At 72.6% G+C, this 23,578-nt stretch carries 15 protein-coding genes; 9 read left to right on the plus strand and 6 right to left on the minus strand.

The window, feature by feature from the left end; translation table 11 throughout:
- Positions 1-121: 121 nt before the first annotated feature.
- The 4 genes from ACFZB3_RS01835 to ACFZB3_RS01850 form a co-directional block, all read right to left on the minus strand.
- Positions 122-364, minus strand: coding sequence for a hypothetical protein (locus ACFZB3_RS01835; RefSeq protein WP_391368079.1), 243 nt, complete (start codon positions 362-364; stop codon positions 122-124).
- A gap of 354 nt (positions 365-718) precedes the next feature.
- Complete coding sequence (locus tag ACFZB3_RS01840; protein ID WP_391369795.1) at positions 719-844, minus strand: hypothetical protein; 126 nt, start codon at positions 842-844, stop codon at positions 719-721.
- Positions 845-1,027: 183 nt separating this feature from the next.
- On the minus strand, positions 1,028-1,921 hold the full coding sequence (locus ACFZB3_RS01845; protein ID WP_391368082.1) for a 2-hydroxy-3-oxopropionate reductase: 894 nt from the start codon (positions 1,919-1,921) through the stop codon (positions 1,028-1,030).
- A gap of 125 nt (positions 1,922-2,046) precedes the next feature.
- Complete coding sequence (locus tag ACFZB3_RS01850; RefSeq protein WP_391368084.1) at positions 2,047-2,904, minus strand: TIM barrel protein; 858 nt, start codon at positions 2,902-2,904, stop codon at positions 2,047-2,049.
- 133 nt (positions 2,905-3,037) lie between these two features.
- Between ACFZB3_RS01850 and polX the strand changes: the two genes are divergently transcribed.
- Complete coding sequence (polX, locus tag ACFZB3_RS01855) at positions 3,038-4,777, plus strand: DNA polymerase/3'-5' exonuclease PolX (RefSeq protein WP_391368087.1); 1,740 nt, start codon at positions 3,038-3,040, stop codon at positions 4,775-4,777.
- Positions 4,778-4,793: 16 nt separating this feature from the next.
- Here the strand turns inward: polX and ACFZB3_RS01860 are convergent, their stop codons facing one another.
- On the minus strand, positions 4,794-5,990 hold the full coding sequence (locus ACFZB3_RS01860; RefSeq protein ID WP_391368089.1) for a hypothetical protein: 1,197 nt from the start codon (positions 5,988-5,990) through the stop codon (positions 4,794-4,796).
- A gap of 300 nt (positions 5,991-6,290) precedes the next feature.
- On the opposite strand from ACFZB3_RS01860, the gene ACFZB3_RS01865 reads away from it, so the two are divergent.
- Together ACFZB3_RS01865 and ACFZB3_RS01870 are read left to right on the plus strand one after the other, a co-directional pair.
- Positions 6,291-9,638: a right-handed parallel beta-helix repeat-containing protein gene (locus ACFZB3_RS01865; RefSeq protein ID WP_391368092.1), complete on the plus strand. Its 3,348-nt coding sequence runs from the start codon at positions 6,291-6,293 to the stop codon at positions 9,636-9,638.
- Positions 9,639-9,709: 71 nt separating this feature from the next.
- On the plus strand, positions 9,710-10,987 hold the full coding sequence (locus ACFZB3_RS01870) for a S8 family serine peptidase (protein ID WP_391369697.1): 1,278 nt from the start codon (positions 9,710-9,712) through the stop codon (positions 10,985-10,987).
- Positions 10,988-11,528: 541 nt separating this feature from the next.
- Here the strand turns inward: ACFZB3_RS01870 and eccCa are convergent.
- Entirely contained in the window at positions 11,529-15,455 is a 3,927-nt protein-coding gene (gene eccCa, locus ACFZB3_RS01875) for a type VII secretion protein EccCa (protein ID WP_391369700.1), read from the minus strand.
- A 344-nt stretch (positions 15,456-15,799) separates the two neighbouring features.
- On the opposite strand from eccCa, the gene eccD reads away from it, so the two are divergent.
- The 6 genes from eccD (at position 15,800) to ACFZB3_RS01905 (ending at position 23,513) form a co-directional block, all read left to right on the plus strand.
- Entirely contained in the window at positions 15,800-17,200 is a 1,401-nt protein-coding gene (gene eccD / locus ACFZB3_RS01880; protein WP_391368095.1) for a type VII secretion integral membrane protein EccD, read from the plus strand.
- Between the two features lie 71 nt (positions 17,201-17,271).
- On the plus strand, positions 17,272-18,852 hold the full coding sequence (gene eccB / locus ACFZB3_RS01885) for a type VII secretion protein EccB (protein WP_391368097.1): 1,581 nt from the start codon (positions 17,272-17,274) through the stop codon (positions 18,850-18,852).
- A 221-nt stretch (positions 18,853-19,073) separates the two neighbouring features.
- Positions 19,074-19,412 (plus strand): hypothetical protein, encoded by a 339-nt coding sequence (locus ACFZB3_RS01890; protein WP_391368100.1) that lies wholly within the window; start codon positions 19,074-19,076, stop codon positions 19,410-19,412.
- A 54-nt stretch (positions 19,413-19,466) separates the two neighbouring features.
- On the plus strand, positions 19,467-19,790 hold the full coding sequence (locus ACFZB3_RS01895) for a WXG100 family type VII secretion target (protein ID WP_362598932.1): 324 nt from the start codon (positions 19,467-19,469) through the stop codon (positions 19,788-19,790).
- Between the two features lie 122 nt (positions 19,791-19,912).
- Positions 19,913-20,362 carry a type VII secretion system-associated protein gene (locus ACFZB3_RS01900; RefSeq protein WP_391368103.1) on the plus strand — a complete coding sequence of 150 codons (450 nt, stop codon included), beginning with the start codon at positions 19,913-19,915 and terminating at the stop codon, positions 20,360-20,362.
- A 103-nt stretch (positions 20,363-20,465) separates the two neighbouring features.
- Positions 20,466-23,513, plus strand: a complete 3,048-nt coding sequence (locus tag ACFZB3_RS01905) for an AAWKG family protein (RefSeq protein ID WP_391368106.1) — start codon at positions 20,466-20,468, stop codon at positions 23,511-23,513.
- The last annotated feature ends 65 nt before the right edge of the window (positions 23,514-23,578 follow it).

Consider the following 23,578-nt stretch of genomic DNA (forward strand, 5'->3'; position numbering starts at 1 on the left):
CGCCCCCGTGCCGGCGGGCACCGTGTGACGTGAATATGCCCTGTGACTGGGGCGGTTGAAGCATCCTGAACAAAGTTCAGAGGTTTATTTGAGGATCGGCGGGACCGTTCGCCCCGGTAGGTCAGCTTTCGGGGTGCTCGGTCAGTCCCGGCCAGTCGTCCGGGCCGCCGCCCTGCCACTCGATGAGGTCGCTCTCCTCGACCTCGATCCGGTCCAGGTCGGCCATCCGCAGGATCTCCACCACGTCGTCGAGATGGGAGGCGATCCCCAGGGTCACGTCGCCCTCGGTGACCCGCCGGGAGCCGTCCAGGGCCGGGGCGTGCACGACGATGTGCGGGAACTCGATCGGTGGATGTGCAGTCATGCCACCAGGCTCCTGCGGCGGGGGCGGAAACGCACGCCGGAGCGCCGGACGCGGGCGGTTCCGCATCCGGCGCTCGGTGAGCCCGTGGGGCTCTCCTCGGTGGTGGCCGTCCGACGGCGCGAGGCTGGGCGCGACAGGACGTTCGCGCCGCCGGACGGGGTCCAGGGGTGTGGCTGGGACCGCGGCGGGTGCGACGGAGCCGGGGGTGCCCTTCCCTCTGGTCGGGAGGAGCGCCCGGTTCCTTCACCACCGCACTGGCTCGCACGCCGCCGCGGTCCTCGCCCCGCCCGCGCGCCGACACCGACCGGCCACCCCTCATCCGGGCCGGTCGGCCGCCGCGGGCCGTTCGTGGGGTCAGTCCGCGCGCGGGGCGCGGACCGCCTCCGCCGTGCACCTGCCGGCGAGGGGCGGGCCGCCGGCGGAGTTCTGGTCGTCGGTGACCGGGGCGCCGGACTCGGTGGTGAGCGCGCGCTTCGACATCGGGGGCCTTTCGTGGCGTTTCAGCGGAAATTTGTTTCCGCTTCGTGGAGCCTTCGTCGAGCCCAGGGCCGGTTCGGGCGGGGCGTCAACGGTTTGTTGAAGTGGTTTCCGGGCGGCGCCGGCGCCTGGGCGCGACAGGACAGTTGTCGGCGCCGGCGCCGCCCGGAAGTCATGGGGTCCGGCTCAGACCCGGGCGCCGGACAGGCGCTCCACCGAGCGCAGCAGTGCCGAGTGGTCGAGGCCGCCGTCGCCCTGCGCGCGCAGGGACGCGACCAGTTGGGCCACCACGGCGCCGACCGGCAGGGCGGCGCCGACGTTGCGGGCCGCGTCCGTGACGATGCCCATGTCCTTGTGGTGCAGGTCGATCCGGAAGCCCGGCCTGAAGTCGCGGTTCAGGAAGTTGTCCTTCTTCCGCGTCAGCACGGTCGAGCCGGCCAGGCCGCCGTTCAGCACGTCCAGCGCGGCCGCCAGGTCCACGCCGGACTTCTCCAGGAAGACCACCGCCTCGGCGCACGCCTGGATGTTCACGGCGACGATCAGCTGGTTGGCGGCCTTCACGGTCTGGCCCGAGCCGTGCGGGCCGCACAGCACGATGGTCCTGCCCAGCGCCTCGAAGACCGGCTTCGCGGCGTCGAAGTCGGCCTGCTCGCCGCCGACCATGATGGAGAGCACGGCCTCGACGGCCCCGGCCTCGCCGCCGGACACGGGCGCGTCGAGCACGCGGATGCCCCTGTCCTGCGCCGCCCTCGCCAGGTCGACGGAGGTCTGCGGGGTGATGGACGACATGTCGATCAGGAGCGCGCCGGACCGCGCGTTCTCCAGGATGCCGTCCGGGCCGTACGCGATGGCCTCGACCTGCGGCGACGCGGGGACCATGGTGACGACCACGTCCGCGTCCCGCACCGCCTCGGCGATCGAGGCGGCCGCGGTGCCGCCGGCGGCGGCCAGCCGGTCCAGCTTGTCCTGCTCCAGCGTGAAGCCGGTGACGTCGTACCCCGCCTTGATCAGGTTCTCGGACATCGGGGAGCCCATGATGCCGAGGCCTATCCAGGCGATCTTGGGGAGTGTGCTGCTCATAGGGGGTGCCTCTCTGGATACGTCGATCACGCGACCCGTCCGGGGGCCCCTCCGGGGAGCTTGCGGACGAGGCCGTTCAGGCCGAAGCGGGGATCAGGGGGCGGCGGCCCCCGGTGGCGGTCACGTCAACGGGCGGCGCGCTGTTCCACCGGCAGCCAGCCGAAGGCGTCCGCGCTCGGGCGGTCGCCCGGCTTGTACTCCAGGCCCACCCAGCCGTCGTAACCGGCCTTCCGCAGCTGGTCGAGGAGGTCGCCGAGGGGGAGCGAGCCGGTGCCCGGGGCGCCGCGGCCCGGGTTGTCGGCGATCTGGACGTGGCCGGTCTTCGAGGCGTACCGCTCGATCACCGACGGCAGGTCCTCGCCGTTCATGGACAGGTGGTAGAGGTCCATGAGGAAGCGCGCGTTGCCCAGTCCGGTGGCCTCGTTGACCCGGTCGACGACCTCGACGGCGGCCGGTGCCGACACCAGCGGGTACCGCGGCGACTCGGGCTTGTTCAGCGCCTCGACCAGCAGCACCGCGCCGATCCGGTCGGCCGCGCGCGCCGCGAGCGCCAGGTTCTCCAGCGCCAGCGCGTCCTGCTCGGCGGGGTCCACGCCGTCGACGCGGTTGCCGTACAGCGCGTTGAGGGCCGTGCAGCCGAGCGACTGGGCGAAGCCGGCCGCGACGTCGATGTTGGCGCGGAACCTCTCCGACTCCGCGCCGGGGAGCGACAGGGCGCCCCGGTCCGGGCCGGGGAGCTGTCCGGCGTAGAAGTTCAGGCCCGTCAGCCGGACGCCCGCGTCCTCGATCGCCTTCTTCAGCGCGTCGAGCTCGGAGCGCTCGGGGACGGGGGAGCCGACCCAGGGCCACCACAGCTCGACCGCCGAGAACCCGGCCGCGGCGGCGGCCGCCGGGCGCTCCAGGAGCGGGAGTTCCGTGAAGAGGATCGACAGGTTGACGTTGAAGCGCTGCTCTGCGGCTGTGCTCGATCCGAAACCTGGCATGGGGGCCGGCGCTCCCTTCCGTTGGCTCTATTTCCGTATTGCGGAAGTTGATTTCTGCTTAATGGAAGACTGCCTGTGACCGGGGAGGGCTGTCAAGAGCGCCCGCGCAAATCCGGCGCCCTACCCTGAAGGCATGGCTCGGTCCAACGACGAGGTGGCGGCCCTGCTCCAGGAGTACGCGGACCTGATCTCGATCACCGGCGGGGACGCGTTCAGGGCACGGGTCTACGAGAAGGCCGCCCGGTCCGTCGGCGGCCACCACGCCGACGTGTCCACCCTCGGCCTCAAGGGCCTGCAGGAGATCCCGAACGTCGGGAAGTCGATCGCCCAGAAGGTCCGCGAGTACTTCGACAGCGGCACGGTGGCCGCCGTGGAGGAGCTGCGGGCGAAGATCCCGGACGGGGTCCGGCGGCTGACGGCCATCCCCACCCTCGGCCCGAAGAAGGCCATGGCGGTCTACGAGGAACTGGGCGTCTCGTCGGTGGACGAACTCGCCGCCGCCATCCGCGACGAACGGCTCCGCGACCTCAAGGGCTTCGGCCCGAAGACCGAGGAGAACATCCTGCACGGCATCGAACTGCTCCGGTCCGCCGGCGGGCGGGTGCAGATCGACGTGGCGATGGAACTGGCCGAGGACATCGTCGGCGCGCTCTCCGCGGTGACCGGCTGCGAGCGGTGCACGTACGCCGGCTCACTGCGCCGGATGCGCGAGACCATCGGCGACATCGACATCCTCGCCGCGGCGGCGGACTCCGCGCCGCTCATGCGGGCGTTCACCGCGCTTCCGTACGTCACCGAGGTCATCGGGCAGGGCGGCACCAAGACGTCCGTGCGCACCGGCAGGGGCCTCGACGTCGACCTGCGCGTCGTACCGCCGGACTCCTGGGGCGCGGCCCTCCAGTACTTCACCGGCTCGAAGGCGCACAACATCCGCACCCGGGAGATCGCGGTCCACCAGAAGCTCAAGCTCTCCGAGTACGGCCTCTTCGACGTCGAGAGCGGCGAGAAGATCGTCTCCGGGACCGAGGAGGAGGTGTACGCCCGGCTCGGCCTGCCGTGGATCCCGCCGACGCTGCGCGAGGACCGCGGGGAGATCGAGGCCGGGCTGCGCGACGAACTGCCCGAACCGGTCACCGAGGCCGACCTCCGCGGCGACCTGCACACCCACACCGACCTCACCGACGGGCTCGCCCCGCTGGAGGAGATGGCCGAGGCGGCCGCCGCGCGCGGCTACGCGTACTACGCGATCACCGACCACGCGCCCGACCTGGCCATGCAGCGCATGACCGACGAGCGGATGCTGGCCCAGCGCGAGCGGGTGCGCGAGCTGGACGGCACGTACCCCACCAAGGGGCGGCGCGGCGGGCTGCGGCTGCTGCACGGCACCGAGCTGAACATCGGCCCCGAGGGCGAGGTGGACTGGCCGGACGACTTCCTCGCCGGGTTCGACCTGTGCGTGGCCTCCGTGCACTCGCACTTCAAGCAGAGCCGCGAACAGCTGACCCGGCGGCTCGTGCGGGCCTGCGAGAACCCCTACGTCAACATCATCGGCCACCCCACCACCCGCCTCATCGGCAAGCGGCCCGGCATCGACGCCGACCTCGACGCGGTCTTCGAGGCATGCGCCCGCACCGGTACCGCCCTGGAGATCAACGCTCACCCGCACCGCCTCGACCTGCGTGACGAGGACATCCTGCGGGCCCGCCGGCACGGCGTGAGGTTCGCCGTGAACAGCGACGCCCACGCCGTCCCGCACCTCGCCAACATGCGCTACGGCATCGGCACCGCCCAGCGCGGCTGGCTCACCGCGGACGACGTGATCAACACCTGGCCGGAGCGGCGGCTGCGGAGCTTCCTGCGCAAGGGCCGGTGAGCCGGGAGGGTGCCCGTCAGTGCTGGGTGTTGGTGGCCCAGACCGGGGTCGATCCGGCGTAGATCACCACGTTGCCGTCGCCCTGGACCCTGAGGACGGCGCCATTGTGGCCGGGAGTCTGGCTGGCCCAGACCGGACGGCTGTCGGAGGTGTAGACGACGAGGTTGCCGTCCGCCTGGAAGACCGCCTGGTAGTTCGAACCGAAGGTCATGGTGGCCCAACGGGCCTTGTTGTGCTCGTCGTACACCACGAGGTTGCCGTCGCTCTGCATGCGCAGCCGGGCCTTCTTCGCCTCGATGGACTGGCCGGCCCTGAGCACCCGGGTGGCCGTGACGAGGACGTCCGACGGAAGGGTCGACTTCGGGGTCGACTTCGTCCCGGACCTGCTCGTCGGCGTGGGCGTCTTCGTCTTCGTCTTCGCCGGCGCGGCGGACTTCTTCGTCGCGGCCGTCGTCGGCTTCGGCGCCGGATGCGCCGCGACCGTCTTCGCGGGGGAGGGGCGGTGCGTGGCCGGCTTCGGCGTGGCGGAGGGGGCGGGAGTGGAGGGAGCGGAGGAGGCGTACCCCGCTCCTGGCCCCTGCGTCGCGTCGCCGCCGAGGACGGTGCCCGCCTGGTCGGCGACGACCCGGTCGTGGCCCTCCGGCGCCCGGTCCCGGCTCGTCAGCAGCACCGGTACGGTGATCAGCAGCGCGCCGAGCACCGCCGCCCCGGCCAGCAACGGGCGGCCGGGGCGCCCTACGGAAACGGCCGCCGCACCGTCGCCGGGGGCGGACCCGTCCCCCTCGGGGACGCTCGCCGCGAGCGCCTGGGCGGGGGCCTCGGGCTCCGCGCCTTCCGCGCGCCCGGACGGGGACTCCCCGCCGCCGGGCCCCGCGAGGGCGGCCTCCGCCGCCACGGCCTCCGCCGTCGGGGCCGCCGCGGGGCTCGGCTCCTCCTCCGCCACGGACTCCGCGGAGACGGCCCCCGGCGTCCCCGGCGTCCTCGGCGCCTCTGACCGGGATCCGGGCTCCCGGCCGGGCGTGCTCTCCTTCGCCGGATCCGGCGCCGCAGGGCTCGCCGCCGCCGCTCCCGTGGCCACCGGGGCCGTTTCGGCCGGGCTCGCCGCCGTCGCCTCCGCCGTCGCCTCCGCGGCCGCGGCGCCGGCCGTCGCGGGCTCCGCCGCCGGGGTGTTGGCCGCCTTCGTCCTCGCGGTGGGTCCGGTCCCGTCTGTCATCCGCCCTGACCGCCTCATCCGTCCAGTAGTCCGTCGTACACCAGAGTGGGCAATCCTATTCACGCACGGATGCCAACGGCGGTTCGTTCCCCGGGCGTTAACAATCGTCACGGGTAACTCGTCGTGCTGGTACGGGTGTTGCGCAACGGCCCATAATTCGCAGTACGGCTTCCCGTGCCGTACCGGGCGCCCGGCCCCTCCGCGGCCGTTCCGCAGGCCGGACCGGAGTGGGAACGCGCGTACGGAGACGGCATGATGGGGTGGCCGCCCGACGGGTGCCGACACGAGGAGGTCAGCTGAGTGCGCCAGGTACTGACGGTCTGTCCGGAGGGCACCGGGGACGCCCGGACGATCGGAGAGGCCCTGGCCAGGGCGCGCGGCGGGGCGGTGCTGAGTGTGCGCCCGGGGACGTACGAGGAGAACCTCGTCGTCACCACCCGGGTGACCATCGTCGCCGAACAGTCGCGCGGCACCGTCCGGTTGGCCCCCCGCAAGGGCACCGTCATCTCGCTGAGGGCGGACGCGGTGATGCTGACCGACCTGGTGGTACAGGGGCACGACGAGGAGCTGCCGGCCGTCGACGCCTCGCACGGACAGGCCGCGATGCAGGGCTGTGACCTGTCCGGCGCCTCGTGGGCGACGGTACTGGCGCGCAGCTCCGGCTCGCTGGCCATGCGGGAGTGCCGGATATCCAACCGCACCGGCGCGGGTGTCGTGGTGACCTCGCCGACGGAGAGCTCGCTGGAGTCCTGCACCCTCGAACACCTCGGCACCAGCGGCGTGGTGATCGGCGAGCGGGGCCGGGCGGCGCTGCGCGGCTGCACGGTGCGGGACGCGCGCGGCAACGGCGTCCTCGCCAACGGGGACGCCCAGGGCTCGGTCGAGGACTGCGACCTGGCCTCCACCGACAAGCCGTCGCTGGCCCTGGAGGAGCGCAGCGCCGTACGGGTGCTGCGGACCGTGGTCCGCGACACCTCGATCGGCGTGCACGTGACCAGTGCGGCCCGCTGCGAGCTGGAAGAGGTGCGGGTCACCGGCAGCAGCGGGCCCGGCATCATCGTCTCGCACGGCGCCGACCCGGTGCTGCGCCGCTGCCGCACCGCCCGCACCACGGGCAACGGCCTGCTGGTGACGGACCGTTCGCGCGGCACCTACGAGGACTGCTGGCTGACCGGCGCCCGGATGCCGGCGCTGCGGGTGGCCGGGGCCTCCTCGCCCACGCTGACCTCGCTGACCGTCCGGGACGGCGAGGCCGACGGCGTGCTCCTGGAGGAGGACGCGGCGGCCGAACTGGAGCGGGTCGAGATCGTCGACGTCAAGGGCGCCGGTGTGGTGATCCAGGGAGGCGCCAACCCGCTGGTGCGGCGCGCCCGGATCACCGGCGCGGGCGGGGCCGGCGTGTCGGTGCGCGACGGCGGTCGCGGCCGGGTGGAGGACTGCACGGTGGAGGCGCCGGGCGGTGCGGGCGCGGTCGTCGCGACCGGCGGCAACGTCTATCTCGCGGGATTCCGGGTGAACAACCCGGGCGGCACCGGTCTGGAGATCGGCGGCGAGGGCACGGCGGCGATCCGCGACGGCGAGCTGGTCTCGGCCGGCGGCTGCGGTGTACTCGTCGACACCGGCGGCGAGCTGACGGCGAACCGGGTGCGGGTCGCGGCCGCCGCCGAGCACGGCTTCCTGGTCCGCGACGGCGGCCGGGCCTCGCTGAACGGCTGCGAGGCGGCCGGAAGCGAACGCGACGGCATCCGGGTCGAGTCCGAGGCACCGGTGTCCGTGGTGGGCTGCACGGTGCGCGACAACCGGGGCGGCGGCCTGGTGCAGGCCAAGGCGGGCGGCCGGCTGGCGGTGGAGAACCTCACCAGCACCGGCAACGAGGCCCGGGACGCCTGGGGCTTCGGCGAGGCCGAGGGCACCGACCCGGCGGGTACCGTGCCCGCCTCCGAGGGCCCCGGACGGCCGGACGGGCCGATGGCCGCGCTGGAGGGCCTGATCGGCCTCGACAACGTGAAGGAACAGGTCCGCACCCTGGTCAACCTCACCCAGCTGGCCCGGCGCCGCGCCCAACTCGGCATGTCCGCGCCCCCGATGAGCCGGCACCTGGTCTTCGCCGGACCGCCCGGCACCGGCAAGACCACCGTGGCCCGCCTCTACGGCACGATCCTCGCCGAGCTGGGGGCGCTGCGCTCCGGGCACCTGGTCGAGGTCTCCCGCGCCGACCTGGTCGCCCAGGTCATCGGCGGCACCGCCATCAAGACCACGGAGGCCTTCGAACGGGCCCTGGGCGGCGTCCTGTTCGTCGACGAGGCGTACACCCTCACCTCCGACTCCCGCGGTTCCGGCGCCGACTTCGGCCGGGAGGCGGTCGACACGCTGCTGAAGCTGATGGAGGACCACCGCGACGACGTGGTGGTCGTGGTGGCGGGCTACTCCGACGAGATGCGCAGCTTCCTCGGCTCCAACCCCGGCCTCGCGTCCCGTTTCTCACGGACCGTCGAGTTCGAGAACTACTCGGTGCCCGAGCTGGTGGAGATCATGGAGAGCATGTGCGTACGCCACCAGTACGTGCTCGACGAGGAGACCCGCCGGGCGCTCGCGGTGCACTTCGAACGGATGCCGAAGGACGCCGGGTTCGGCAACGGCCGTGCGGCGCGGCAGGTGTTCGAGGAGATGGTGGACCGGCAGGCGGTGCGGCTGGCCGCGCTGACCGACGTGACCGAGCAGGACCTCTCCCTGCTGCTGCCGCAGGACATCAGCGAGGAGGCGGCACGGCAGGCCGCCGAGGGGCCGAACGCCGCCGACGCCGGCGACGACGCGCTGAGCAGGCTGGACGCGCTGGTCGGGCTCTCCGCGGTGAAGCGGGACGTCACCGACCTGGTCAACCTGGTGTCGACGGCCCGGCAGCGCGAGGCCGCCGGACTCCCGGTGCCCCGGCTCAGCCACCACCTGGTCTTCACCGGCCCGCCCGGCACCGGCAAGACCACCGTGGCCCGCCTCTACGGCGAACTCCTCGTCTCCCTGGGCGTGCTGCCGCGCGGCCAGCTGGTCGAGGTGTCCCGCGCCGACCTGGTCGGCCGCTACGTCGGCCACACCGCCCAGCTGACCCGGGAGGTCTTCGAACGCGCCCTGGGCGGCGTGCTGTTCGTCGACGAGGCGTACACCCTCACCCCGCGCGAGGCGTCCGGCGCCGACTTCGGCCGGGAGGCCGTGGACACCCTGCTGAAGCTGATGGAGGACCACCGCGACCAGGTGGTCGTCATCGCCGCCGGCTACACCCAGGAGATGGAGACGTTCCTCGCCTCCAACCCCGGCCTGTCGTCCCGGTTCTCGCGCCGGGTGGAGTTCGCCGACTACTCCTCCGACGAACTGGTCACCATCGTCCGCCAGCACGCGGTGCAGCTGGGGTACGAGTGCGCCGCCGGGCTCGGACCGGTGCTGCGGCAGCACTTCGACACGCTGCCCCGCGACCGCTCGTTCGGCAACGCGCGCACCGCCCGCCAGGTGCTGGAGCGGATGATGACCCGCCAGGCGGGCCGGCTCAGCCGCCTGGCCGTCCCCAGCCTCGACGACCTGCGACTGCTGCTCCCGGAGGACCTCGCCGACCCCGCCGACCCGGCCTCCGCGTCCTCCACCGGGGCGGCCCGGGCATGACGACGACATACGCGGGCCGGGCGGACGCGGCACGCGAGGCGGGGGCAGCGCCGACGGGCACGGCCGCCGGCATGGCCCGGCGGGGCACCGTCCGTCGCGTGCGTCCCTTCGCCGCCGCGCTGGCGCTGGTGCTGACCGGCGCCCTGAGCGCCGCCGGCACCGGGGCCGCGACGGCGGCCGGGAGCACGGTCCGGCTGCCGGTGCTGCCCGCACGGGTGGACGCCGGCAAGCCGTGCACGGCGGGCTCGGAGCAGCGGGCCGCCGACGTGCCCTGGGAACAGGTCTCGCTCCAGCTCGGCCGGACCTGGCAGGTCGCGTCGGGCACCGGGGTGACCGTCGGCGTGGTCGACACCGGGGTCGCCGCCACCGCTCCCGCGCTGAAGGGCCGCGTGAGCGCGGTCGGTGACGCCGGGACCGACTGCGTGGGACACGGCACCTTCGTCGCCGGTCTGGTGGCCGCCTCCGTACGGGACGGGGTGCGGTTCGCGGGGGTGGCGCAGCAGGCCCGCATCCTCGCGGTGCGCGGCAGCGACGCCCGGGGGGCGGTCACCGCCGAGCGGGTCGCGGCCGGCATCCGGGCCGCCGTCGAGGGCGGTGCGAAGGTGGTGACGGTGTCGGCGGCGTTCGGCAGCGACACCGCGGGGCTGCGGTCGGCCGTGGCGCTGGCCGCGAAGAAGGACGTCCTGGTGGTCGCCGCGGCCGTGCCGGACGAGCCGTCGACGGCGGCCGCGCAGAGCCCGCCCGCCCGCGACTACTACCCGGCCGCCGACGACGGTGTGCTCTCCGTCCTCGACGTGGACGTCGACGGCAAACGGCCGACCGGCGCGTACACCACCGACAGCGCGCAACTCGCCGCGCCGGGCGACGGCGTGGTCGGCATCGGCCCGGCGAAGGACGGCCACTACATCGGCTCCGGGGCGTCCCTGGCCGCCGGGTTCGCGGCGGGGGCGGCGGCGCTGGTGCGCTCCGTCCACCCGGAGCTGACGGCCGCGGAGACGGCTCGCCTGCTGAGGTCGGCCGCGTACCCGGCCGACGTGCCGCGCCTCGACCCGTACGCGGCGGTCACGTCGGTCCTCACCGCGACCGGCACCGCCGCGGACCGGGGCGACGCCGCCCCCGGCTCCCCAGTGCGGATGCCGGCCGACCAGGCGGCCGGACCGCTCCGCCGCGCACTGTGGCCCGCGTCGGCGGGCCTCGCCGTGATCGTCGCGGTCGTCTGGGCGGGCCTGGTCGTCCCCCACGGCCGCCGGCTGGGCTGGCGCCCGTCCGGCCGGTCGACGGGGGCGGGGAGTGGGGTCGCCGCGGAACCTGCGGTTCCGGCGGGTGCGGGTGCGGATCCGGAAGGCTGAGCGCATTTCGGCGGTGCCGGCGCCTTCGGCGGCGGCACCGAGTCGGTCGGCGGGTACCTGCGGGCCGGTGGGGGCTGGTCGCGCAGTTCCCCGCGCCCCTGGGGCGGCTGGCGCCGCTTTGGGGTGGGGCGGTTGGTGGGTGGCTGCGGGTTGGTGGGGGTTGGTCGCGCAGTTCCCCGCGCCCCTGGGGCGGCTGGCGCCGCTTTGGGGTGGGGCGGTTGGTGGGTGGCTGCGGGTTGGTGGGGGTTGGTCGCGCAGTTCCCCGCGCCCCTGGGGCGGCTGGCGCCGCCTTGGGGGCGAGCTGGTCGGTGGGCACTTGCGGGCCGGTGGGGGCTGGTCGCGCAGTTCCTCGCGCCCCTGGGGCGGCTGGGAGTCCGGGCAACAGCCAGGCGCCGTTCGGTTCCTGTCCGGATCGTGTCCGGTCGGTTCTTGATCGGGTGATCTGTGCGTGCAGAGCCGTGCCTTTCGGGCGCAGGCGTCGTGCACGTCGGACGGCACGGCCCGGGAGTGACGCCGCCGGGCCGTGCCGTGCCCGGTTTCCTCAGTTTTCCGTTCCTGCCGCCAGGGCCGTCTGGATGAGTACCGGCTTGCGGCGGACGATGTGGAGGGCGCGGCCCGGGGGGAGGACGCGGGGTTTGACGTTGCCGAAGACGTAGCCCTCGGACGGGGGGCAGGACATCAGGACGCCGGGGGTGTTGACCTCGTCGAGGCGGCGCAGGAGCTGGTCGTTGAGGCCGCGTCCGGCGCCGGTGGCGGAGCGGGCGACGACGATGTGCAGGCCGAGTTCGTGGCCGAGGGCGAGGTGTTCGAAGAGCGGGGCGAAGGGGTGGTCCATGACCGTGCCGCCGCCGACCATGTCGTAGTCGTCGACCAGGACGAACAGGCGGGGGCCGGACCACCAGTCGGCGAGCCGCATCCGGGCCGGGGTGATCTCCGGGCCGGGCAGCCGGGTGCGCAGTGCCTTCGCCGAGCCGCCGACCAGCTGCTTGAGGGCGTCCAGGGCCACGGCGTGGCCGAGCCGGTACTCCTCGGGCACCGCGTCGACCAGGCCGCGGCGGTAGTCCACCACGAGGATGCGGGCCTCGTTCGGGGCGTAGCGGGCGACGACCGCGTCCGCGACCAGCCGCAGCAGGTTGGTCTTGCCGCTCTCGGAGTCGGCGACGGCCACCAGGTGCGGGGTGCGGGAGAAGTCGTGCCAGACGGTGCCGAGGGTCTCCTCGTCCTGGCCGAGCGCCAGCCGGAGGCCGTCGGCGAGTTCCGGCGCGGGGAGCTCGGCGGCGGGCAGCCGGTGCGGCAGCATCCGCACCTGCGGGGCGCGCGGCCCCTGCCAGGCCGAGGCGATCCGGTCGACCAGGTCCGCGACGCCCTCGCTGAGCGTCTCCGGATCGGACGAGCCGTCACCTCGGGGCAGCGCGGACAGGAAGTGCAGCTTGGCGTCGACGGTGAGACCGCGGCCGGGGACCTGGGGCACCGAGCCGGCCTTCCGGATGTCCACCACGGAGTCCATGGTGTCGCCGAGCCGGAGTTCGAGCCGGGTCGCGGACTGGTCGCGGACCGGGGCGGTGAGCTCCAGCCAGCGGGCGGTGGCGACGACCAGGTGAATGCCGTAGTTGAGACCGCTGGTGGCGATCTGGTTGAACGTCGGGATGAACTGGTCGAAGTTCTGCCGGACCGCCGACCAGCCGTCGATCACCAGGAAGACGTCGCCGTGCGGTTCGTCGGGGAACTCCCCGGCGGCACGGCGGCGCCGGTAGGTGGCCATCGAGTCGATGCCGTGGTCGAGGAAGAACTGCTCGCGGTGGGTGAGGACCGCGGTGACCTCGGCGACGGTACGGCTGATCCGCTCGGTGTCCAGGCGCGCCGCGACCCCGCCGACATGCGGGAGCCCGGTCAGCTGGGAGAGCGTGCCGCCGCCGAAGTCGAGGCAGTAGAACTGCACTTCGCGCGGGGTGTGGGTGAGGGCGAGGGCCATGATGAGGCTGCGCAGCACGGTCGACTTGCCGCTCTGCGAGCCGCCCGCGACGGCGACGTGGCCGCCGGCCCCGGCGAGGTCCACCACCAGCGGGTCGCGCCGCTGGTCGAAGGGCTTGTCGACCAGGCCGACGGGAACCCGCAGCCGCCCGGTGCCGGTCCAGCGGGCGGCGACCAGGCCGCGCTCCGGGTCGGCGGCGAGGCCGCCGAGCAGGGTGTCCAGCGAGGTGGGGGCGTCCAGCGGGGGAAGCCACACCGGGTGGGCGGGCGGCCCGGAGTCGCGCAGCCGGTCCAGGGCCACCGACAGCAGGCTGTCGGCGCTCTCCTCCTCCTCCGGTTCCGGCACGATCGCGGCCGGTGCGGGGGCGCGGGGCACGATGTACCCGGTCGACCACGGCACCACCTGGGTGGCGACCCGGGCCTGGGCGACGGCGCCGCCGCGCCTGCGGTAGGGACCGGAGACGTAGGCCGCGCGGAACCGGGTGAGGGCCTCGACGCCGCTCTTGAGGTAGCCGCTGCCGGGCTGGGAGGGCAGTTCGTAGGCGTCGGGGACGCCGAGGACGCCCCGGGACTCCATCGCGGAGAAGGTGCGCAGACCGATCCGGTACGACAGGTGGGATTCGAGCTGGTGCATGCGGCCCTCGTCGAGGCGCTGCGAGGCGAGCAGCAGGTGCACGCCGAGGGACCGGCCGAGGCGGCCGATCATCACGAACAGCTCCATGAACTCGCGGTGCGAGGCGAGGAGTTCGCTGAACTCGTCGACGACGACGAACAGGCTGGGCAGCGGGGCGAGGTCGGCGCCGCCGGCCCGGGCCTTCTCGTACTCCAGGGCCGAGGTGTAGTTGCCGGCCGCCCGCAACAGCTCCTGGCGGCGGATGAGTTCGCCGTGCAGGGCGTCCTGCATGCGCTCCACCAGGGCGGCCTCGTCGGCGAGGTTGGTGATGACGGCGGAGGTGTGCGGGAGTTCGTCCAGACCCAGGAAGGTGGCGCCGCCCTTGAAGTCGACGAGGACGAAGTTGAGGGTCTCGGAGGAGTTGGTGAGCGCGAGGCCGAGCACGAGGGTGCGCAGCAGCTCGGACTTTCCGGAGCCGGTGGCGCCGATCAGCATGCCGTGCGGGCCCATGCCGCCCTGCGCGGACTCCTTGATGTCCAGCTCCACGGGCCTGCCGTCCGCGCCGACCGCGACCGGGACGCGCAGCCGGCCGGAGCCGGTGTGCCGACGCCACAGCGTGTCGGGGTCGAGGCGGTGCAGGTCGGCGATGCCGAGCAGGGTGGTCAGCTCCATGTCCGCGGAGAGCGGTTCGACCGCGTCGGAGGTGAGGCTCATCCGGTACGGGGCGATCAGCCGGGCCAGCGACTCGGCGGCGACCGGGCCGACCCGGTCGGGGCGGCCGAGGACCGTGGTCTGCTCCTTGCGGCTGCGGTCGGTGCGGACCAGGGCGACGGCGTCCGGGCCGACGTCGAGGCGGAGGGTGGTGCGGCCGGGCCGCCAGGTGAGGGTGTCGGACAGGTCGAGGACGACGGCGTTGCGGAAACCGGGCCCGTCGAAGCGGTGGCCCGCCGGGATGCCGGTGCCGTCCACGACGACGACCACCAGCGGCTCGTCACGGCCGGGCACGGCCTCCGGGTCGAAGGCGGGCCGCTCGGCGAACTCGCTGCCGAGCTGGTCCTCCAGATCGGTGAAGGCACCGGCCACCATACGCAGCGGGCCGGCGCCGTCGGTCTCCTGCGGGTGCTGGTTGTGCGGCAGCCACTTCACCCACTCCCATTCGCCGCGCACCTCGTCGGCGGCGCAGACGACGATCCACAGCTCCTCCGGCGGGTGGAACAGGGCGAGTTGGCACAGCGCGGCACGCAGCATCCCGCGGGCGGCGCCCCGGTCGCCGCGCAGCAGCACCCGGGACCAGGACCGCAGGTAGAGGGCGATGGGCTGGCCGGGGACGGTGCTGTAGGCGCGGATGAAACGGCGCAGGGCGTGCGCGCACAGCGGTTCGAGGTCCTCGACCGGCTTGGTCGAGACGGGCGTGAGCCGCATGGCGAGCTGCTGGTCGCCGACGGCGATCCGGACCTCGCCGAAGTCGTCGTCCTTGACCCGGCGTTCCCACAGCCGGCTGGTGCGGACGACGGAACGCAGCACCCGGGGTTCGGGGTGGCGCCAGGCGAGGGCGAGCTGCTGCTCGACCACGGCGCGCTGCACGGTGCGCCGGCTCTGCGCGAGGTAGCGCAGATAGTCGCGGCGTTCGCCGCGCAGCCGCTGCTTGCGGTCGCCCGCCTTGCGCATGACCTGCCCGACCATCATCGCGCCGGCGGCCATCACCATCATGCCGAGCGCGATGTACATGAAGACGCCGCTGGACTGCCCGCCGGTCCGCAGGAACAGCATCATCATCGAGACCGACATCATCGCCATCGGCAGATACGTCCACACCGCGGACGTGTCCGGGACGGTCTCCATGAGGGTCGGCGGCTCCTGGAGCACCAACTCGCCGGCCGGCATGTCGGGTCCGCGACGGCGGGCCGGACGACGGAACAGGACCACGCTCAACGCTTGGCACTCCTAACGGACTTCGCGCACCGCGGCGTACGTGGGGGGATGCGTGCCGGGCAGCACCTCGGCACTCGCTCGCGGATGACGCTGTCAACACCGTTCGTGGGGGCTCCCGTTGACAACGGTCGCAGGGAGTGTCAGTAGTGTGCACCCCGTCAACTCCATACGTCCATGTCACCCCCTGCTTTCCCACGCGCCCCCCTGTCGACCCCCGCCGTTCCGCCTCGCTCCCCCCACCCGGCACGCCGCGCCGCGTGCCCCCGTTCCGATGTCCAGGAGACGTGAGCCCCGGTATGACCGACACTTCCGTGACCGGCCTGTGCCATCTGACCGTCCGTGCCCCGCGCCGCACCGTCGACCTCGCCGTGCCGTCCGACGTGCCGGTCGCCGACCTGCTGCCCACGGTGCTGCGGTATGCCGGCGAGGACATCGAGGAGTCCGGTCTCGAACACGACGGCTGGATACTCCAGCGCCTGGGCGGACGGCCGCTGGACGAGGAGGCGACGCTGGCCTCGCTCGGGCTGACCGACGGCGAGGCGCTCCATCTGCGGCCGCGTACCGAGGCGTTGCCCGAGGTGCGGCTCGACGATCTGGTGGACGGGATCGCGGCGGTCACCCGGGACCGGCTGCACGGCTGGAGCCCGGAGGCGGCGCGGCGGCTGCTGCGCGGCTTGGTGGCGGTGGCGGTGCTCGCCGGACTCGTCCTGCTGGCCCTGCCGGGCGCCCCGGTGTCCCTGCGCGTGACCACCGCCTGCGGCACCGGCCTGCTGCTGCTGGCCGGCGCGGCCTCGGCGAGCCGGGCGGTCGACGACCCGGCCACCGGCACCGTCCTCGGCCTGCTGGCGTCACCGGCGCTGGCGCTCGTGGGCTGGCTGCTGCCGGGCGGCGAGCTGAGCGGGCCGCAGGCCCACCAGGTGCTGGGGGCACGGCTGCTGGGCGCGGCGGCGGCCTGGGCCGGTGCCGCGGTGCTGGCCCTGGCGGCCGCGGCGGCGCGCACGCCGCTGTTCCTGGGGTCGGCGCTGGTGGCGCTGGCGACGGCGGTGGGCGGCGTGCTGATGACGGTGTTCGACGTGCGCCCGGCGGCCGCGGCGGGTGTGGTCGCGGCCCTGACGGTGCTGGTGGGCGGCCTGGTGCCCGCGCTGTCGTTCCGGTTCGCGGGGATGCGGATGCCGGCGTTGCCCACCAACGCGGAGCAGTTGCAGGAGGGCATCGAGCCGTACCGGGGCGGCGACGTCGCCGTGCGCACCGAACTGGCCGGCGAGTGGATGACGGCGCTGTACGGCGCGACGGGCGTGCTGGCGTCGGCCTGCCTGGTGGCGCTGGCCCACCGGCCGAACCTGCCGGCGCTGCTGAGCGCGCTGGTCCTGTCGCTGCTGCTGCTCCTGCACGGCCGGGGCCTGGTGAACACGGCCCAGCGGCTGGTGCTGGTGCTGCCGGGCGCGTGGGGTCTGCTGCTGCTGGCGTTCGGCTGGGGACTTGAGCTGTCCGGCAGCGACCGGGCGCTCCTGGTGGCGGGGCTGCTCGCGGTGGCGGGGTCGCTCACGGTGGCCGTGTGGACGGTACCGGGGCGGCGCATGGTGCCGTACTGGGGACGGGCCGCGGAGCTGCTGCACTCGCTGCTGGCGATCGCGCTGCTGCCGCTGACGCTGTGGCTGCTGGGTGTGTTCGGCACCCTCCGCGGCCTCTTCGGCTGACTCGCCCTCGGATCCCGACCGACAAGAAGCCCGACCGACAAGAAGTACGACGACCCAGCCGGGAGGAAAGCGTGCGGTCGAAGCGCGACCAGGTGCAAGCGCACACGTTCATGATGGGCCGCCTGACCTCGGGCATGCTGATGGCCGACCCGGACGCGCCGGAGAGCCCGCTGGGCCGCACCACCAGGGGCGCGCTGGTCGGCGTGGTCGTCGGCGCGCTGGTCTGCGGCGGGGCGCTGGTGTACGGGCTGGTCAGGCCGGGCGGCAACGACGCCTGGCGGAGCGGCGACACCCTGATCGTCAACAAGGAGACGGGCGCCCGCTATCTGTACACGGGCGGCCGGCTGCGCCCGGTGCGCAACTACGCGTCGGCCGTGCTGATCGGCGGCTCCGACCTGAAGACCACGTCCGTCGGCACGGCGTCGCTGGCGGGCACCCCGGTCGGCAGGCCGGTCGGGATCACCGGCGCCCCGGACACCCTGCCGGGCCCCGGTGACCTGGAGTCGTCGCCGTGGCAGGTGTGCTCGACGGGCTCCGGCACGGGGACGGCGCTGGTGCCGGGTGCTCCGGTGGCGACGGATCCGATGGGTGCGGGGACGGGGCTGGTGGTGCGCGGCCCGGACAAGCGGCTGTACCTGGTGTGGCAGGGCAGCCGCCTGGAACTGGACGAGCAGTCGGGCGCGGCGGAGTCCCTCGGCTACGGGCCGGTGACGCCCCGTCCGGTGTCGGCGGCCTTCCTGGACGCCCTGGTGAGCGGCCCGAAGCTGGCCGCCCCGGAGGTCGCGGGCCGCGGTGCGGCGGGGCCCGCGCTGGGCGGCCGGGCGACCCGGGTCGGGCAGGTGTTCCGGGTGGTGGCGGGCTCCGGGAACCAGGAGTACGTGCTGCAGAAGGACGGCTTGCACCCGCTGACGGCCACCCGGTCGGCGCTGCTGCTCGGCGACCCGGACACCCGCAAGGAGGCCTACGACGGCACGGCACCCGCGGTCGTCACCATCGACGTCTCCGACCTGCGGGCGCACCAGGCGCCGGGGACGGCGGGGGACCCGTCGGTGTCCGGGCTGCCGGACAGCCCGCCGCGCGCGGTCCGGCCGGCGTCGGGGGAGTCGGTGTGCGCCCAGGTCGACCCGGACGACGGACAGGTGCGGGTGACGTCGGTGCGGGTGGCGGAGTCCGCGCTGTCCCCGGCGGCGCAGGCGGACACGGCGGCGCTGACCGCGGCGTGCGTGCGGGTGGACCGGGTGGTGATGCGGCCGGGGCACGGCACGCTGGTACGGGTGCTGGGCGCGGCCGGTGCGGCGGTCGGGGACACCACGTTCCTGGTGGACGACGACGGGGTGAAGTACCGCATCCCGGACGCGAACGCGCTCTCCGCCCTCGGCTACGACGGTGCGACCCCGGTCCGGGTGCCGTCCACGCTGCTGTCGATGCTGCCGACCGGACCGGAGCTGAGCACCCGGGCGGCGGCGTCGGAGCCGGTTTCCGGGGCGGCGCCGGTGCCGGGCGCGGCGGCGCAGTGCGGCAGCGGCACCCGCGGTGCGGCCGGGGGTGCGCCGTCGGACACCGTGCGGATCCAGGGGCCGGACCCGGGTGCCGCTTCGGACTCGGTCTCCGGGGCGGGCGCGGGTTCCGCGGGCGCGAGCCCGCAATCTTGACGAGTTCACGCCGAACCAGACCGAGTTCAGGCCAAGTCCCGCCGGAGTCGAACCGTTCCCCCGCGGAGGATCGTGTTCCAGTCAAGTTGCCTGACAGTTAAAGCAATTGATCGGAAACGGACACCAACCTCAGATCTTCCTCAGGTCGTTGTCAGTGCAACTTGCGTCAACCTAGGCTCACTTGTGCACGTACTGTAGATCGACTTACGAGAGGTGGGACGATGGCAGGAGACGGCCAGCAGTCAAGCGAAGGTTCGACACGGAACGGAATCCAGGCCCTGGAGAGCGCTTTCAGCGGCATTGTGAAGATCCGTCAGGACGTCGACAGCACGCGTTCCACCCTGGGCAGCGGCTACCAGGGCAGCGACGGCGGTCAGTACGGCGAGCTGCTCGCGCAGTGGGACGGCCAGTGCAACGTCATCCTCAAGAACCTGGAAGACGTCATCGACCGGCTGAACCAGAGCCTCGTGGAACACAACAAGACCCAGGGTTCCTCGAACGACTCCATCAACCAGGCCTACAACGCGGCGCAGTCGGCCTTCGACCAGCTGGCCGGCTGAGCGACGCCCCGCATCGACACGTCCGACCCCCACACCGCGTGAAAGAGGCAAGCCGTGGCAGACAACCTGACGGACGGTTACATCTACGTCAGCTACAACCACATGTCGAACGCCGCCGACGACATGGTGATGCAGACCAAGGCGATCGCGCAGACCCTGTCCAACCTTGAGCAGGAACTCAGCGAACTCTCCAAGACCTGGTACGGCAACGACGCCGACGTCTACCGCCAGAAGCAGGCGGCCTGGGACGGCGCGGTGACGAACATGGAGAACCTGCTCACCTCGCACGCGCAGCTCCTCAGCGACATCTCGGACAGCTACAAGTACAGCGAGAACTCGCTCAGCCAGATGTGGTCCGAGGTCACCATCGGCCGCTGAGCCGACCGGTCCCACCGCACCGCACCGGCCGGTCTCCTGCGTGGTCGGTGCGGTACAGGCATCTTCCCGAACCGCCGCCGCGCCGCACACCGGACCGGCGCGCCCCGCCAGCGGAGGCACTCATGGCAGACCTGACCCATCTGGACTCGACGGCGCTGAAGAACTTCAAGAACAACGACGTCGCCGACTTCATCAGCGACCTGCTGGAGATCCGCAAGGACAAGGCGGGGATCCGGTCCCTGAAGAACCTGCTCGCGGAGACCGGTGACGACTCCGCCTCGGGCGCCGCCAAGATCCTGCGGATCGGCCTGATGAACGGCGGCGACAGCAAGGACCCGGTCGGCGGGTCCACGCTCGTGGAGGCGCTCAAGACGCAGGCGGGCGCACTGGACAAGATCCTCAAGGGGCAGAAGACCCTCTTCGACGACATCGACGACGCGCTGGACGAGACGATCACCACCCTGCTGAAGACACAGGGCGACAGTCTCACGTCGATCGACGGCGAGAAGCTGCTGGACATCTTCGACACCGTCGACGGCGACATGAGCGGCACCGACTCGAACAACTCCTGAGGCCGGTCCGCGGTCCGCCGGCTCCCGCTGAGCCCCGGTCCCCGCGCCCCCGGACCCCCCACCCCGTCCCCGCCCCCCATCCCCAGCAGCGGAGTTCCGTCCCATGGCCGACAGCACCAGCACCTCCGGAACCCCCAGCTACGACCCGGACGACTACTTCGCCCAGGCCGTCACCGACTTCACCGGCTACACCCTGCCGCCCCGGTCCACCCTGTTCGACAAACTCAGCAGCTCGAACAACGACGACTTCTCCGACCTCAAGCTGTTCCGGATGGACATCCAGGGCATCGACATGCGAGCGGTGACCGCGGCCGACTACTCGGCGCTCTCCGGCTGGCAGGTCAACAAGGGCGAGGACTACGACCTGGCCTTCTACGACGCCGGCGGGGACGGCGCGCACAGCAGCGTGGACATGAAGAAGGCCCGGATCGTGATGATCGGCGTCACGGTCGACGAGAACGGCCGGGCCACGCTCTGGGGCGACGGGCAGATCACCGGCGGCGGCGCCTTCGAGGGGTCGTACTCGCACGTCCAGTGGGACTCCGGTCCGATGGCGCAGTACATCTCCGGCAGCAAGCTGGTCCTCGACCAGTTGCTGACGAGTCCGTCGTACTCGACGAAGGGCTTCTCGTACAGCGGGCTGTCGGTCACCGACGACAACGCCGTCGACATGCTCTCCTTCGAGTCGACCGGGCAGTCCTTCGACCGGGTGGTGCAGTTCTTCAAGGACCACTCGGACATCGTGAACCAGTGGATGACCTCGCTCGGCGAGGACCAGGCGGCCTGGAAGGGGAAGGCGGCCAGCCTCTTCTGGCACCTGCTGGACGAGCTGAAGACCAACTACGACGGCTACGTCTCCCAGTTGGGCGGACGTGACTTCACGGCGACCAACAGCACACTCGGCGGCTACGTCCCGAAGTCGAAGCTGAGCGACGCGCTGGCGGCGGCGCAGCAGGCGCTGAAGGACGCGGTCACCTCCCTGCAGACCGCGTGGAACGACTGGGCCTCGGACGGCCAGCACGACCCGCACTACCACGTGAAGAAGATCCTCGACGCGATCAGCCAGTGGATCATCAACAACAACATCAACCACGTGCTGGAGGAGACCTCGTACGGCGGTGAGACCTCCGTCACGACCTATTCCACCGACGCCGGGTTCAAGCAGTCCGTCCCCGAGTACGGCGACCTCACCCAGCACACCACGTGGCAGAAGATCGCCGACGCCGCCGTCAAGAGCTGGTCGGACAACGCCGACTCCAAGCTCAAGGAGCCGGCCATCGACGCGCTCAGCGCCGTGAAGAACGCCTGGGCCGACGTGCAGGACGCCTTCGACGACGAGATCACCAACAAGAACAAGGAAACGCTCGCCGAGGTCCTCCAGAAGGAGGAGAACGAAATCGCCGAGGAGGAGGCGAAGGAGAACAACGACAAGCTCAACGAGAACCTGAACAACCTCAACAACAATCTCAACGACAACCTCAACAACCTGAACGACAACCTCAACAACCTCGGCGACAACTTCAACAATCTCAACGACGGTCTGAACAACAGCCTGAACAACCTGAACGACGGCCTGAACGACAATCTCAACAACCTCGGGAACAACTTCAGCAGCCTCAACGACGGCCTGAACAACAGCCTCAACAACATCGGCGACGGCCTGGATTCGAGCCTCAACAGCCTCAACGACGGGCTCAACAACAGCCTCAACAACGTCGGTGACGGGCTCAACGACCTCAACGCCAACGACCTGGCGAACGCCGCGCTGACGAGTCTCAACCCGTCGCTGCTCAACAACGACTCCACGAAGAACGGCTCGACGTCGCTGAACTCCCCGACCGGGGGCACCACCCAGCTCAACGGCGACGGCACCCTCACCACCACGTTCCCGGACGGCTCCACCCAGACCATCGACCCGTCGACCGGCCTGGTCACCACCACGTCACCCGACGGGACCACCTCGGTCTCCCAGCTCAACCCGGGCAGCACCATCACCAACCCGGACGGCTCCACCACCACCCTCAACCCGGACGGCACGCTGACCACGAGCTTCCCGGACGGCACGAGCCAGACCATCGACCCCGCCACCGGCCAGGTCAGCACCCTCAACCCGGACGGCAGCCTGAGCACCTCCACGCTCAACCCGACCGCGGGCTCCTTCACCACCCCGGACGGGTCCACCGCCCAGCTCAACGCGGACGGTTCGGTGACCACCCACTTCCCGGACGGCTCCACCGAGACCCTCAACCCGGACACCGGTCAGATCTCCGTCACCGACCCCTCGGGCCACGTCACCACCTCGCATCTCAACGCGGGCGACTCCTTCACCAACCCGGACGGCTCGACCACCACGCTGAACCCGGACGGGACCCTCACCACGAAGTTCCCCGACGGCTCCACCCAGACCCTCAACCCGGACACCGGGCAGCTCACCACCACCGACCCGTCCGGGCACACGACCACCACGGACATCGACGGCAACGGCCTGCCGTCGTCGTCCTCGACCGACACCAGCGGCCTCAACAGCAAAGGTCTGGACACGAGCGGCCTCGACACGAGCGGTCTCGACAGCAGCGGTCTCCACACCGGCGGTCTGGACACGAGCAGCCTCAACAGCGGTGGCCTGAACAGCAGCGGACTGAACTCCTCGGGCAACCTGGACTCCGGTCTCGACGGCGGGTACGACGACTACGACAGCACCCCCTACACCGGCGGCGCGCTGCGCTCCGACGCCCTCACCGACGGGACCGCCCTCGCCGCCTCCACGGGCACCCAGAGCGCGTCCGGCGGGACCCCGCTCAACCCGATGGGGATGGGCGGCATGGGCGGCATGGGCGGTGGCATGGGCGGCGCCGGCGGGCAGGGCGGCAACAGCGAGCGCACCCGAGCCGTACTCACCGACCCGGCGGGCGGCGCCACCAGGCGCGGCCGGGGAAACCGGGCGACGTCCTCCGTGGACGAGGACGAGGACGTCGTGTACACCCGGCCCACCACGTCCAGCGCCCCGTACCCGGTGGGCGGCCCCGGTGCCGCGGGCCAGAACGGCCGCTCCACGGAGAGCGGCGACCGCACCCGGGAGGCGTGGCTCACCGAGGACGAGGACGTCTGGGGCACGGACGAGGGCGGGTCGCCCGCGGTGATCGGCCGCTGAGGCCGCACCGGCGCAGGAGGGCCGGGACCGGCGGCCGGGTCGGCGTCGAGGTCGGGGGAGTCCGG

Origin of the sequence: Streptomyces sp. NPDC008092 (genome assembly GCF_042957285.1) — a bacterium.
In the GTDB taxonomy this organism is placed as follows: Bacteria; Actinomycetota; Actinomycetes; order Streptomycetales; family Streptomycetaceae; genus Streptomyces.